This is a genomic window from Qipengyuania sp. (assembly GCF_048550555.1).
Classification (GTDB): Bacteria; Pseudomonadota; Alphaproteobacteria; order Sphingomonadales; family Sphingomonadaceae; genus Qipengyuania.
Genome location: NZ_JBLYYF010000012.1, coordinates 40,176 through 53,850, shown reverse-complemented (window position 1 = coordinate 53,850; position 13,675 = coordinate 40,176). Strand labels below are relative to the sequence as shown.

Below are 13,675 nucleotides of genomic sequence, written 5' to 3'. Positions count from 1 at the left end.
GCATGAATTGCCACATGCACCAGCCCAACATCTTCCTGAATTCCTACCTCGGCTACACGATGTGGGATTACGAGAGCGACGCGCCGCATATGTGGCCGGAGGAGCAGAAGTATCCGACCGCCGCCGAGGTTCGCGAAGTGCTCGACCGCAATCCCGAAGGCGCCGCGCCCAAGGGCAAGTGGGCCGATCTCGATTTCCTGCGCAACGTCTACGATCTCAATCCAGAGCTGAAAGATACCCAGTTCGCCGACTACCACGGCCACGGCTGGAACTTCCGCGCGATCCTCAAACGCGACCGCGACGGCAATCTGCTCGACAAGGACGGTCAGATCGTCGCGCCCGACGATCCCGAGAAATGGCGCAAGGAGGGCGAGGGCAAGTTCGTCGAACCCGGCACCAATCCGGGCAAGACGGTCCACATGATGGACATCCATGCCGAGAAGGGCCTGCAATGCGCCGACTGCCATTTCGGCCAGGACAGCCACGGTAACGGGCTGATCTATGGCGAGGTTGCCAATGCGGTCGAAATCGGCTGCAAGGACTGCCACGGAACGCCGGATGCCTATCCCACGCTGCTGACCAGCGGGCCCGCTGCGCCCCCCAAGGGGACCGATCTTTCGCTGCTGCGCAATCCCGACGGCCAGCGGCGCTTCGAATGGACCTATGGCGATGACGGACGTCGGGTGCTCGTCCAGCGCTCGATCGTCGATCCGCGGCTCGAATGGGAGGTCAGCCTCGTCCGGGACAGCGTCGATCCGGATTCGAACCACTTCAATGCCAAGGCGGCGCGCGCCAAGCTGATGAGCAAGCAGGGCGCGGAGACCGGACTGTTCGAGTTCGGCACCGGCATCGCCCCCGAGGACCGCGCGCACGGCACCGAGGAGATGGCCTGTTTCACCTGCCACCTTTCCTGGACCACCAGCTGCGGCGGCTGCCACCTGCCGATCGAGGCGAACTGGAAGACCAAGTCGCATCGCTATGGCGGCGAGGAGACGCGCAATTTCGCGACCTACAATCCGCAGGTTGCGCGCGACCAGATGTTCCAGCTTGGCCGCCACCAGACCACCAAGGGCAACCAGATCGCGCCGATCAGGTCGACCAGCGCACTGGTGCTGTCCTCGACCAATATCAATCGCGAGCGTATCTACGTCCAGCAGCCGCCGGTCGCGGCCTCGGGCTATTCGAGCCAGGCCTTCGCGCCGCACTTCCCGCACACCGTCCGGCTGACCGAGACCAAGACCTGTACCGACTGCCACCTCTCGGCCGCGGACGACAACAATGCGATCATGAGCCAGCTGCTCCTGCTCGGCACCAATTTCGTCAATTTCGTCGGCCTCAACGCCTGGGTCGGGCTCGACACCGGCTTCGAGGCGGTGCGCGTCACCGAATGGGACGAGCCGCAGGCGGTGATCGGCAGTTACCTGCAGAAATACGCCTATCCCGACTATTGGCGCATGCATGTCGAGGACAATGGCCGAGAATTGAAGGACTGGGTGCGTGGCAAGACCTTCGACAAGGATGTCGGCGGCGAAACGCATACGTTCGAGCAGTTCGCCAATGTCCACGAGGGCACGCGCGATGGGGTCGGCTGCCTGCAGCTGCGCGGCGAATACATGTTCGTCGCCGAGGGCAAGGGCGGCTTCCGCGTCTACGATGTCGCCTCGATCGCCAACAAGGGCGTTTCGGAGCGTATCCTCACTGCGCCCTTCAGCGCGCTGGGCCACGACACCCATGTGAAGACCAGAAACGCCACCTGCATGGCGCTCGCCACCACCCAGCCGGTCCGTCCGGATCGCAACAAGGCGATGGCCGCGACCGAGGTCAAGGATGCGGAGGGCAAGCCCGTCCTCAACCCCGACGGCACGCCCATGACCCTGCTCCAGGTCAATCAGGAGCAAACGATGAAGCCGATCTACGATTATGCGGTGATCACCGATGCGGTCGAAGGGCTGGTGCTGGTCGACATCGAGACCATGGCCGACGGCGAGTTCCGCAACAACAAGCTCAAGCGAACGAAGTTCGCCGATGGGCGGACGGCATGGAACCCCGATGGTATCCTGACCGGAGCGCGGCACATCACGCTCGCCGGAGACATCGCCTATATCGCGGCGCGGGCGGGGCTGGTGACCGTCGACCTGTCGGACCCGACCAGCCCGCAGCTGATGGCGGTGCGCGAGCTGACCGATGCGCGCGCCTCGACAATCCAGTTCCGCTATCTCTGGGTCACCGACGCCGAGGGCGTGAAGCTCTTCGACGTCACCGACATGCGCAACCCGGTCGCCTTGCCGCAGGCCACCGTCCCGCTGGCGGATGCGCGGCGGGTCTATGTCGCGCGTACTTATGCCTATGTCGCGGCCAAGCGGGACGGGCTCGTCATTCTCGACGTGAAGAACCCGCTGGCGCCGAAGATCTACCAGCGCGTCACGCTCGGCGGCACGCTCGACGATGCCGAGGACGTCATCGTCGGCTCGACCAACGCGACGCTGTTCGCCTATGTCGCCGACGGGAGGAACGGGCTCAAGGTGCTGCAGCTCACCAGCCCCGACAGCCAGCCCAATTTCTACGGCTTCAGCCCCGCCCCCAAGCCCGAACTGATCGCCTGGGCGAAGACCAAGGGAGCGGCGCGAGCGCTCAGCAAGGGTCTCGATCGCGATCGCGGGGTCGACGAGACCGGCGGGCAGATGGCGGTGTTCGGCCGCCTCGGCTCACGCCCCTTCAATCGCGAGGAAATGGAGCGGCTGTTCCTGACGCGCGCCGGTGTGCCCTGGAAGGTGAGCGACGAGCCCGACATGCGCGCCTGGGTCGGCGGGCGCGGCCCGTGGCTCGACCACGGCGGCGCGGCGACGGGCGACTAGCGCCGCTCGGCCTTCATCTCGCGTACCATCGGCTTCAGATGCTCGCCGAAATGGGCGAGCACCTCCCATTCGCCGCAGCTCTCGTAATGCGTCACCAGGTCCTCGCCATCCCAATAGTGCAGGGCGTAGCTCGGCGGCTCGGTGGTGATCAGCGCGCGGCTGTCGGCGCGGTTCTCGTCGATCGGGCGCAGGTCGAGCGCGACCAGCGGCGCGACCGAGGGGGTGATGCCCAGCGGTATGCCCCGGAAACGCGCGCTGACCCGGCGATGCAAATGCCCGCAATGGATTGCGCGGATGGCATGCTGGTGGCCCTCCACCGCCTCGGCGAAATGGGCGATCCACTGTTCGTCGGGAGCCGGGTCCATCCAGTCGATCCCGCTGACGATCGGCGGATGGTGCATGAAGATCACGCAGGGCCTGTCGCCGCCCGCGGCGAGCTGGCCCTTCAACCAGTCGCGTCGGCGGGTGCAGAAGGCGCCTCCGTGTCGCCCTTCCTCGAACGTATCGAGGCAGATGATCCTGAGCCCGTCCCGTTCCACGACATAGTGGAGAAACTCGTCCTCGCGGGGCGTGTCCGGGAAGGCGCGGCGCAATTCCTCGCGATCGTCGTGATTGCCGACCAGCGGCAGGAGCGGGCACCGCATGTCGCCCAGCACGGCCGCGATCTTGGTAAAGCTGTCGCGATCGCCGTGGTCGGTGAGATCACCCGACAAAACCAGGAAATCGAGCTTGTGCGGCGCCTGTTCGAGCCGCTCCAGCACCGCGCCAAACCGGATGCGGTTGAGCTCCTCGGGCCGTGCGTCGGGATCGAATCCGATATGCACATCGGTCAGCTGCGCGATCAGCAATAGACCTCTCCTCGTGTCTCGCGACCGGGCTTCATTCTCGGCCACCGCGGGGCGATGCCAGACGAGCGACCTTTTCGGGGGCGGGGCTGAGCGGCCCGTCTTTCCGGCCGCCAAAGTTCGGCGGGTGATAGCTGTGGCACATGGCGCAGGTGGAGGGCACCTCGGCCCTCACCGCCTCGGCGCCCATGTGGCACTCGCGGCAAGTCGCCAGCGTCGGCATCAGCAGGTCGGTGGCTTTGCGCGATGTATCGGCGGCATGGCAGCTGACGCAGTCTTCCTGTTCGTGCGCCTCGTGGTCGAAGCGGGCGTTGAGGAAATAATGGCTGGGCTGGAACACCGGCATCACCGAGGCTTCGCCACCGGCGGTCGTGGGAATGTGACACTCGCCGCAGACTCCGTCTTCCGACAGCGCCTGCGCGATCCCGAGATAATTGCGGGCCGGCCTGCCGAAGTCCTGGAAATAGCGACCGCCGCGCTTGAACTCGCCCGGTCGCCGCAGGCCGCGGGTAACGGGAGCACGCGGGGCGCGATCCATGGCGATCAGATCGGCGCGCATCTGCGCGACATCGCCATGGCGGAGCGTGCGGAAGGTCGCGCCGACCTTGTCGTAAACGAGGCTGTGACAGCTCTCGCAGGCAACCTCCATCTCGACCGGGAGGAAGCCGTTGCGATCGGCGGTGGGGCGGTGGCAATCCGAACACACGAGCGCCTCGCCAAAGCCGGGCAAGGTCCCCGCCATGCGCGCCACGCCGTTCGTTTCGGAAAGATGCATGGCGTGGGGGAAGCGCAGTCCGCTGGCCTCCTGCGCCTTGCCGTCGAGCATGACGCGTCGCGTCTCGTCGCTTCCGACTTCGGCCAAAACCACCGCCTGCAGTTCGGGATGCGCGGTGCCGAAATCATGCGCGTTGCCGAGTGCGGTGTCTCTCAGTCGCGTATCCATGGCGTCGTGGCAGTTCGAACAGAACTGCTGCGCTGCCGGTTCCATCCGGCCCGCGCCCTCGTGCTCGGTGTGGCACGTCGTGCACGCCTCGGGCCCTTCCTTGCCGAAGGTCCCGGCCACCTGCCACAACAGCGCCTCGCCCGTACCCATCGGCCCCCGCGCGCCGGCGAGCCGGTCCCCATCGGCGTGGTCGCCGATGTCCTCGTGGCAGGATAGGCAGGTCTCGTCGCGCACCGAGACGAAGGGTTCGACGTGGCAGGCCTCGCAATTGTTCTCGAGCGAGTGGTGCGCGAGGCTGAGCTTGCCCGTGCTCCAGCTCGAATCCCAGGCGACCTGGTCGGGGCCGTCGGCTCCGGGCTGCCTGTCGGAGCGCGCCAGGCTGCTCCAGATCGGGACCGCAAGGAACGCGCCGAGGATCGCAAGGACGCCAATCCAGGCGGCTGCGCGTTTGCCGGGCATGGCGCTGGCGAGATCGAAGCCGCGCACCGCATCGCGATTGCCGAATTCGCGCTCTTCCTGCGTCACCGTCACGAGTATCCGCCCGTCGGCCTCGCGCGCGAAGGTCAGGGTGTAGAGGCCGAGCGTCAGCGCGCCGCCCCTCGCGGGGTCGGCGGTCACCGCCTTGTGGCGATTCCCGTCGAAGGTGAAATCGCGATTGCCCGCTGCTTCGAGCGAGAGCAGGCCGCGCTTGGCCAGCGTGACGACGACGTGATGCTGCTCGACCGAAAGATCCGCGACCACCACGTCGTTGGTGGTCGCCCGGCCGATGGTCAGCCGGTCACCCTCGACCTCGCGGTCGCGCACGATCTCGCGGCCCGTGGCGGTATGGTCGATCGTGCGGATGAGAAAGGTCACGATCCGCCCCTCACCAATAGTAGAATACGCTGATGACATGCGCGGTCAGCGCCGCCAGCAGCGCGACGGTCAGCGGTACATGAATGTAGAGCCAGACTTCCAGCAGGGCCTTGATCTGCATCTGGCGACGGATCTGGTCGATCTGTGCGGCGCGCTTGCCCAGCAGCGCCCGCACCTTTTGCTGCGCGAGGTCGTCGGAATCGTCGTCATAGGCCCGGTCCGTGGAAATGTGCTCCAGCGCCCGGCGGGTGGCATCGCGGCCGCCGGGACCGCGGAACCGCGCGACGATCCCAGCGGCGAAGACATCCTGTTCGAGCGCGGCGATGACCATGTCGGCATCCTTGCGCGCCAGCGGCTGGGCGGCGGCCTCGAGTTGCCGGTCGATCGTGGCGAGGCTCTCGATCATCTGCTCGCGCGTCATTTCGCGGCGGTTTTCCGACAGGGCCTGCGGCAGGGTGGCATAGACGGTAATGCCGTAGGCGCCGGAGAGGATCACCAGCATCATCAGCACCCAGGCGAGCGTATGGACGTTCCAGCCGAGCTGGAAGCCGGTGTGCATCGTGCCGATGACCACCAGCGACAGGCCGAGATAGACATGCGCGCTGGTCCAGCCCTTGAGGCTCCAGCTACCCGGCGTGGGGCGGCGCTTGCGGACGCCGAGCCAGGACAGCCAGACGATCAGCCCCGCGCCGACCGTGCCCAGCGTATAGCCATACCAGCTGCCGCCGTTGTGGCGCGGCTCGACGTCGACGAGCACATAGGTCAGAACCACGAACAGGCTGAGAAAACCGGAGACGCGGGCCCAGAAATAGGCCCGATGGGAGAGGAAGCTCTCGTGCGTGGCCGAACGCCGATGCTCGATTTCGGCGTGCGCCGAACCTTCCCTGCGCGAGAACAGCGAGGCCATCAGTCGACCTCCTCTTCGAGCCGCGCGACCGTGAGAAAGCGTTCGGGGCTGACGCGGATGGCCGCCCCCGTCGGGCAGGCGCGGACGCAGGCCGGACCGCCCTCGATCCCGCTGCACATGTCGCACTTGATCGCCAGCTTGGCGCTCTCTCCCACTTCGGCGGCCTTGCGCTTGCGCCAGGCATAGCTCGCCTCGCCCGGGCCGGGCCCAGCCCCGAACAGCAGCCAGCTCAGCAGCCCCGGCTTGGCGGCCGGCTTGGCATCCATGCGGATCACCCCATAGGGGCAGTTGCGCTGGCAATTGCCGCAACCGATGCAGGTCTCGTCGATCACGACCTCGCCATCGGGCCCGCGCCGAATCGCATTGGGCGGGCAATCGGCCATGCAATGCGGATGTTCGCAGTGGCGGCATGACGTCGGCACATGGAGATGCGCGTAGGTTCGGCCCGCCTCGCGGTCGAGCCGGCTCAACCCGTCATGGCTGTCGGCGCAGGCCTTTTCGCAATTGTCGCAGCCGACGCACAGCTGCTCGTCGATCAGCAGCACGTCGGTCGCTTCGCCGAGGCCGTTGTCGACGAGGAATTGGGCGGTCTGCGAGTACATGTCGACCGCCCCGCCGAAGCTTGCCTTGCGGCTCTCGATGAAGTCGTTGATCTCGCGCCGCGAGGCCATGTCGGCCAGCGCACGTTCGCGGATGTCGGGCTTGGCGTCGAGCAGCGCGTTGAACGCCTCGCCGGGGAACCGGATCACCTCGCTTTTGATCGCGGCGCGAACGCTGGCGGTGCGCTTCGAACCATCGATCACCGCCATCTCCCCGAAATAGGACCCGGCGGGGAGGTAGGATAGGAACACCGGCTTGCCGCCCAGGTCCTTCTCGACCACCATCGAGCCGACGCGCACGATATAGATGTCCTTGTCCTCGGCGCCTTCCTCGATCACCAATTCGCCGGCCGGAACCGAAACCACCTCGGCCTCCTCGACGAGGTCGGCAATATCCGCCGGGCTCAGGCCGGCGCCGAAGATCTGCAGCACTTGTCGCTCGATCGAGATGCGGTTGACGGCGCGGTTGGCCGAAGGCGCGGTAGCCAGCAGCTTGAGCGCGGCGAGGCGCGAGAATTCGACCACCACCGTGGGTTCGGCGGCGCGGATGGTGGAGCCGCGCTTGCGGCCCGAAATCAGCCCGACTTCGCCGAAGATCGAGCCCGTTTCGATCGGCACGGTGACCGAGGGATCGTCGGGGTCCACTTCGACCAGCACCGACCCTTCGGCGATGGCGAACATCGAAGAGCCCGGCTCGTTGCGCGTGAAGATCACCTCGTCGTGCTCATAGGCGTGGACCGTGCTGTCGAGCATCAGCTCGCGCATCTGCAGCGGGCTCAGCTCCTGCAGGATGATGACCCGCGTCCGGATGATCTCGAGCCATTCATCGACCGTGTGGCGGCCGGGCAAACCGGCGAATTTTTCGGCCAGGATGGGCTCGTCCGCGGGCTTGAGCCCGGTGTTTCCGTCGAGGAACTCGATGACGTCGTAGCCCTGGTTCATGCAGTGCTTGATCAGCGGATAGCCCGCGAGCGCGCCGATCACGTGGATGCCCGCCTGGGTCGTCTCGAAGCTGGGCGACAGTTTGGGAAAGGCGGCGCGGTCCTCGCTGGTGAATTCGACGCCGCAGGCTTCGATAAAGGCCCGCGGCGGCTGCGAGCCGGTCCGCGCGATGATCCGGTCGCAGCGGATCGCCTCTTGCCCGTCGCGTGTTTCAAGGACGATCTCGCGCTCACGCACTTCAAGCGGGCTGGTTTCGCGCCGCACGACGATACGACCGTCGGCCTCGGCTTCCTCGAGCAGCTTGACATTGGCGCCCTTGGCACGGGCGAATTCGGTCCCGCGATTGAGGATGGTGACGACATTGCCCTGGGCGTCGTCGGCGGCGAGGCCCAGGGCATTCTCGATGCCCGCGTCGCCCGAGCCGATTACGGTGATGTGCTCGTCGACATAGGCGGTGGGATCGTCGAGCTGGTACTGGACGTGCGGCAGTTCCGCGCCGGGCAGTTTCAGCAGGTTCGGATTGCCCTGCGTACCGATCGCCAGCACCACCGCCTCCGCCGCGATGGTCGATCCGTCCTTGAGCGTCAGCGTGAAGGCGCCGGTCTGCCCTGAAATGCCCGTGACTTCGGCATTGAGGCGGACCGTCACCTTGCCGTCGGCAACCTGCTCGTCCCACCTATCCAGGATTGCCTCGCGCTTGCCGGCCTCGAAGTCGAGATCGCTGCGCAGCACCAGATTGCTGGGCGTCGCCATGACGTGCTTGCCCTTTTGGTATTTGTAGATCGTGTCGGAGAGATGGTCGGTCTTTTCGAGCAGCACATGGCTCATGCCCCGCGCCGCCGCGTGGGCGGCCGCACTCAGGCCAGCCGGGCCGGACCCTACAATCGCAACGCGGAACTTGTCGCCCAAACCGCAATCCCCCCCGGAGGCTTGCGAACCCACTGTTCTGTTTATGTGTGGGCATCATAAGGGAAACGCGGGCGGTGGCAATTGCCTGAATGATGCCGAGGCGATAGCCAGCATGGCGAGGGGGATGGGATGGCCGAGACTACGACCGACGATCGCATGCGGGGCGGCGTGCTGCTGCTCGGCCTGGCGCTGGCGAGCGTGGTGGTCGCGCTCGGCTATCGTTCGCTCGACCACCGCGAAGGGGTTGGGGAACCCGAAGCGATGACGGCGATCGCGGCGCTCGAAGCGCGGGTGGCCGACGATCCGCGCGATGCGGCGGCCTGGCAGGAACTCGGCTTCGCCCATTTCGATGGAGGCGACTTCGGGGCCGCGGCCGAGGCCTATGGCCGCGCGACCACGCTCGAGCCGGGGAGGGCCGTGCTGTGGTCGGCGCTGGGCGAGGCGCTGGTGATGGACACCCAGCGCGAACCCCTGCCCGAGGCAGCGCTGACCGCCTTCCGCAGGGCGATCGAGCTCGACCCGGCGGATCCGCGGGCGCGCTATTTCCTCGCCGTGAAGCGCGATCTCGACGGCGATCACGAGGGCGCGATCGCCGACTGGCTGGCGCTGCTCGAGGAGACGCCGCAGGGGGCGCCGTGGGAAGCCGATCTCGCGCGGACGATCGAACAGGTCGCCGCGATCAACAAGGTAGACGTCGCGGCGCGGCTGCGCAGCGCGCAGGCTGCCCGCCCGGAGGGGCCCGATGGCGGGCAGGGCATGGTCGCTACCGGTGCGATTCCAGGGCCCGACGCCGCGCAGATCGCCGCGGCTTCGGCTATTCCGCCCGGCGAGCAGCGGCAGATGGCGGAGGGCATGGTCGCCCGGCTCGAGGGCAAGCTGGCGGCCGACCCGTCCAATCTCGACGGCTGGGTGATGCTGATGCGCTCGCGCATGACGCTCGGCCAGCCCGACCGCGCGCGCAAGGCGCTGGCCGGTGCGATCGCGGCCAATCCCGCCTCTGCCGAGCGCCTGCGCGCCGAGGCCGAGGTCCTCGGGGTCCGCTAGGTCGTTTCGTCCTCGTCGGGCCTGGCGGTGACGGTAATCGCGATCTGGCTGAGCGAGATCACCGCGACCCAGAAGCCGATGACCGACAGCGCGCTCGCCCCGAGCACGGTGAAGGCGGCCCCTTTGAGGCCGTTCCAGTCCATCGCGACCTGCAGCAGCGCGAGGCCGAGCACGGTCGGCACGGCGCGCATCGCGAAAGCGGTTCCGGCACGGCCGGCGCTGACGAGCAGCGATTCGAGGCTGGCGCCGACAAGTTCGATCGCGCCGGCGATCGCCAGGATGACCATCGTCCAATAGACCACGCTGAACTCCGGCCCGGCGATGAGCACGAGGCCCGGGCGCCCGAAGAACAGCGCGACCAGCACCGCGATCCCCCCGCCGATCAGCGCGATATTGGCCATCCGTCGCGCCATGTCGTGCGCCGCATCCTGCGCGTGGACGAGTTCGGGATAGATCGCCTTGGACACGGTCTGCGCAAGGCTGACCAGCGCCTGGCCGAGCTGGCTGGCGACGCGGAAGCCGCCGGCGAAGGCCTCGCCGCCGATGGCGCCGACGAGCAGGATCAGGACCTGCTTCGAACCGACATTGAGACTACCCGTCAGATTGGTCGACCAGACGAACTTCCAGGCGCCGGGGTGGTCGCGCGGGATGCGCCAGAAGCTGATCTGCGACAGGTCGATGCGGTCTGCCCTGCCGGCGACGATCCACAGCGTGGTCGCCACCGCGATCTCGGCCGCGGCCCAGGCGAGGATGAAGCCGAGCACGGTGGGCAACAGGATCGCGGCGAGAATGGCGCCCAGCGCGCGGACGACGGGCTGGACTGCCTCGGCGGCGGTCGCCCTGCCGTATTCGAAGCGCAGGCGCAGCAGCCCGGTCGGCGTCGTGCGGATCGCGAGCAGCGACACCATGCAATAGCCGAAGGCGACCCACAGCAGGTCGGCGGGCAGCGGCAACCAGTATTGGGCCGACCAGCACAGGGCCGCGGCCAGGACGCTGCCGAGTGCGATCGAGAGCAGGTCGAGCGCGATGGCGAAGCCGGTCGCCTCGCCAGGGCCATCGGGGCCCGCCCCCCAGCGGACGACGAATTGCCAGGTCTGGAAGTTGGCGATGCCGACCACGGTCTGCCCCATGGCGACGATCAGCGCGAAATAGCCGAAGCCGTCGAGGCCCAGCGTCCGCGTCGCCAGCGCCAGATAGAGCAGGCTGAGCACGGCGTTCACGCCGCGTCCGGTCAGCAGCCAGCCGATATTGCGGATCAGGCGTCCCATCGCTCGACGACCGGAATCAGGCCGTGGCGAGCCGCTTCGTCAGCAGCTTTTCGGTCACCTGGAAGGTGCGTTCGTTGTCGACGTCGATGGCACAATAGCCGTGGTCCATCTCGAGCGGCACCATGGTGAAGCCGAAGCGGCGGGAGACCTGGGCAAAGAGCTTTTCCTTGGTCCCCCAGCCGAGGAAGAAGCGGATCAGGTTGACCACGCCGAAGGCCTTGGCGATGCGGCTGGGGAATTTCACGAACTGCCCGCCGCCGCGCATGATCTCGGCCGCCGACAACGCCTTGGGATCCCCGATCCAGTAGGCGTTGCAATTCGAATAGCCGCCGTCGGAAAATTCGTAGAACTTCTTCTGCCCTACGGGGTCGGCGGCGATGACCTCTTCCTTGCGCGCCAATGCAGCGGCAGCTCCGGCACGGCTGGCGATCGCCTTGTCGGCGAATTCGGTGAAATCCTCGGGCAGCCACAGGCAGTTGTCGGCGGTGGTGATGAGGATCGGATAGCTGGCACCCTCGGCCCCGGCGAAGACGCTGTCGACGAGGTTGAAGGCGCCCGGCTTGAACACCAGCCGGCCTTCGGCGACCAGTCTGGCGATCGATGGGATCGCTGCGATCTCGTCCGCCTCATGCGCGACCACGCGGATTTCGCCGATGCGCGGGCTCGCGGCGGCGTTCATCACCACGCGCTCGATCATCGGCATGCCGCCGACCGGAACCACGCATTTCTGCGCCACGCCTGCGCGCTCGGCGAGCGGATCGAGCGCGCCCGAACGCTTGCCCGCCATGATGAGCGCGGTCACCTTGCCATCGTTTTCGGTAGTCATGGCCGCGCAAATAGGGACGAATGCGGCGGTTGTCACTCTCTCGCCGCTCGGGCACGGCTGCGGCCATGCGGATTATCTTCTCGCGCAAGGGATTCGACAGCTCTTCGGGAGGCGGGCCGTCGCCGATCGTCGCGGGTCGACCGGTCAGCCTGCCGATCCCGGCAGGCGCGGCCTCGTGCACGACCTATGGCGATCTCGGGCTGGGCGATCATGCGTCCCGGGTCAGCAGGGGGCGCCTCGGCGCGGGAGACCTCTGCCACCACGATCCGATGTTTCTCCCCGACGGGACCTGCCTGTTCGGCCAATGCGGCGCGGCACAGACGCATCTCGTCAATCGCGGTGTCGGGGTGGGCGACGTGTTCCTCTTCTTCGGCCTGTTCCGCGAGGACGGGGGCGACCCGCACCATCGAATCTACGGCTATCTCGAGGTCGAAGAGGTCGTCGACCTGACGAGCGACGTGCCCGGCCATCTGGTCGAGCGCGGCCACCCGCATGCGCTCGCGCTCCATGCCGGAAACGACGTGATCTACGCCGGAGGCGGGGAGCAGGCCGAAAGCGCGAGCGATGCCTTGCGCCTGACCGTGGCCGGCGGGTCGCCTTCGCTCTGGAACCGGCCCGCATGGCTCGCGCGTGGCGGGCTCAGCTATCACGACCGGCCCGAACGCTGGTTGCGCGGCGGCAGGCTCAAGAGCGTGGCACGAGGGCAGGAATTCGTTGCCGATATCGGCCGGCGGAAGGCCCCGCGCGAATGGCTCGCGCGGGTGCTGGCGGAGATCAGAGCGTCTTGATGATCGCGCTGAAGTCGAGCCCGCCATTGTCCTCGGCAAAGGCTTCGTAGAGTTCCTTCGCGTGCCGCCCCAGCGGAGTGGATGCATCGGCGGTGTCCGCCGCTTCCATCGCGAGGCGCAGGTCCTTGAGCATTAGGCCGGTCGCGAAACCGCCCTGATAGTCCTTGTCGGCCGGGCTCTCGACGCCGACGCCGGGTAGCGGGGTGTAAGCATTGAGAGACCAGTTGTAGCCCGAGGACTGGCTTGAGATTTCATAGAATTTTTGCGGATCGAGTCCGAGCTTCTTTGCCATTGTCATGGCCTCGGCGGTGCCGATCATGGTGATGGCGAGCAGCATGTTGTTGCAGATCTTGGCGGTCTGTCCGGCACCGGCATCACCCGCGTGGATCACCGCCTTGCCCATCGCCTGCAGCACCTCTTCGGCGCGATTGAACGCCTTGTCGGTGCCGCCGACCATGAAAGTCAATGTCCCGCCATTGGCCGCCGCGATGCCGCCCGAGACGGGGGCATCGACCATGTCGTATCCGGCGCCCTCGGCCTTCGCGATCACGTCCTTGGCGGTGGCGACGTCGATGGTCGAACAGTCGAGCAGAACGGCGCCCTCTGGCGCCTTGCCGATGACGCTGCCTTCATAGACCGATTTCACGATCGCGCCGTTGGGCAGCATCGTCACGACCGCATCGACCCCGGCGCAGGCCTCGGCTGCATCGGTGAAGGTCTCGCACCCGTTTGCCTTGGCCGCCGACAGCGCATCGTCGCTGAGGTCGAAGGCGTTCACCGCATGCCCCGCCTTGACGAGGTTGGCAGCCATTCCGCCGCCCATGTTCCCGAGGCCGATGAAGGCGATTTTCATGTCACTCTCCCAGAAGTGAAAGGATCGCCACGCCACCTAGG

The 13,675-nt window shown here is 66.9% G+C and carries 10 protein-coding genes; 3 read left to right on the top strand and 7 right to left on the bottom strand.

Features of this window, described 5'->3' with window-relative positions:
* Window positions 1-2,855, top strand: a 2,855-nt coding sequence (locus tag ACN4E0_RS02330; RefSeq protein ID WP_419565136.1) for a multiheme c-type cytochrome, incomplete at its 5' end; no start/stop codon positions are given.
* On the opposite strand, the gene ACN4E0_RS02325 is transcribed toward ACN4E0_RS02330, so the two are convergent.
* The 4 genes from ACN4E0_RS02325 to ACN4E0_RS02310 are packed head-to-tail and all read right to left on the bottom strand — an operon-like array spanning window position 2,852 to window position 8,855.
* Window positions 2,852-3,703 (bottom strand): metallophosphoesterase, encoded by an 852-nt coding sequence (locus ACN4E0_RS02325; RefSeq protein ID WP_419565134.1) that lies wholly within the window; start codon window positions 3,701-3,703, stop codon window positions 2,852-2,854. The two genes, ACN4E0_RS02330 and ACN4E0_RS02325, sit on opposite strands and share 4 nt — an antisense overlap.
* Window positions 3,704-3,734: 31 nt before the next feature.
* Window positions 3,735-5,498, bottom strand: a complete 1,764-nt coding sequence (locus tag ACN4E0_RS02320) for a cytochrome c3 family protein (RefSeq protein WP_419565131.1) — start codon at window positions 5,496-5,498, stop codon at window positions 3,735-3,737.
* Between the two features lie 10 nt (window positions 5,499-5,508).
* Window positions 5,509-6,405 (bottom strand): hypothetical protein, encoded by an 897-nt coding sequence (locus ACN4E0_RS02315; RefSeq protein WP_419565129.1) that lies wholly within the window; start codon window positions 6,403-6,405, stop codon window positions 5,509-5,511.
* Window positions 6,405-8,855 carry a cyclic nucleotide-binding domain-containing protein gene (locus ACN4E0_RS02310; RefSeq protein ID WP_419565127.1) on the bottom strand — a complete coding sequence of 817 codons (2,451 nt, stop codon included), beginning with the start codon at window positions 8,853-8,855 and terminating at the stop codon, window positions 6,405-6,407. Before ACN4E0_RS02310 ends, ACN4E0_RS02315 begins: the two co-directional genes overlap by 1 nt.
* 129 nt (window positions 8,856-8,984) lie before the next feature.
* Between ACN4E0_RS02310 and ACN4E0_RS02305 the strand changes: the two genes are divergently transcribed.
* Window positions 8,985-9,899 (top strand): tetratricopeptide repeat protein, encoded by a 915-nt coding sequence (locus ACN4E0_RS02305; protein ID WP_419565124.1) that lies wholly within the window; start codon window positions 8,985-8,987, stop codon window positions 9,897-9,899.
* Here ACN4E0_RS02305 and ACN4E0_RS02300 read toward each other — a convergent pair.
* Together ACN4E0_RS02300 and ACN4E0_RS02295 are read right to left on the bottom strand one after the other, a co-directional pair.
* Window positions 9,896-11,167, bottom strand: a complete 1,272-nt coding sequence (locus ACN4E0_RS02300) for a lipopolysaccharide biosynthesis protein (RefSeq protein WP_419565122.1) — start codon at window positions 11,165-11,167, stop codon at window positions 9,896-9,898. The two genes, ACN4E0_RS02305 and ACN4E0_RS02300, sit on opposite strands and share 4 nt — an antisense overlap.
* Before the next feature lie 16 nt (window positions 11,168-11,183).
* The gene (locus tag ACN4E0_RS02295; RefSeq protein WP_419565120.1) at window positions 11,184-11,993 is read right to left on the bottom strand and encodes a hypothetical protein; all 810 of its coding nucleotides are present in this window, start codon (window positions 11,991-11,993) and stop codon (window positions 11,184-11,186) included.
* Between the two features lie 65 nt (window positions 11,994-12,058).
* On the opposite strand from ACN4E0_RS02295, the gene ACN4E0_RS02290 reads away from it, so the two are divergent.
* Complete coding sequence (locus tag ACN4E0_RS02290; RefSeq protein ID WP_419565117.1) at window positions 12,059-12,781, top strand: hypothetical protein; 723 nt, start codon at window positions 12,059-12,061, stop codon at window positions 12,779-12,781.
* On the opposite strand, the gene mmsB is transcribed toward ACN4E0_RS02290, so the two are convergent.
* Window positions 12,768-13,634: a 3-hydroxyisobutyrate dehydrogenase gene (mmsB, locus tag ACN4E0_RS02285; RefSeq protein WP_419565114.1), complete on the bottom strand. Its 867-nt coding sequence runs from the start codon at window positions 13,632-13,634 to the stop codon at window positions 12,768-12,770. The genes ACN4E0_RS02290 and mmsB overlap by 14 nt on opposite strands.
* Window positions 13,635-13,675 lie beyond the last annotated feature (41 nt).

Bases quoted from the DNA above. Each gene is read 5' to 3' on its own strand.
- ACN4E0_RS02315 (WP_419565129.1), bottom strand. From the start codon at position 6,405: ATGGCCTCGCTGTTCTCGCGCAGGGAAGGTTCGGCGCACGCCGAAATC.
- ACN4E0_RS02305 (WP_419565124.1), top strand. From the start codon at position 8,985: ATGGCCGAGACTACGACCGACGATCGCATGCGGGGCGGCGTGCTGCTG.
- ACN4E0_RS02300 (WP_419565122.1), bottom strand. From the start codon at position 11,167: ATGGGACGCCTGATCCGCAATATCGGCTGGCTGCTGACCGGACGCGGC.
- ACN4E0_RS02295 (WP_419565120.1), bottom strand. From the start codon at position 11,993: ATGACTACCGAAAACGATGGCAAGGTGACCGCGCTCATCATGGCGGGC.
- ACN4E0_RS02290 (WP_419565117.1), top strand. From the start codon at position 12,059: ATGCGGATTATCTTCTCGCGCAAGGGATTCGACAGCTCTTCGGGAGGC.
- mmsB (WP_419565114.1), bottom strand. From the start codon at position 13,634: ATGAAAATCGCCTTCATCGGCCTCGGGAACATGGGCGGCGGAATGGCT.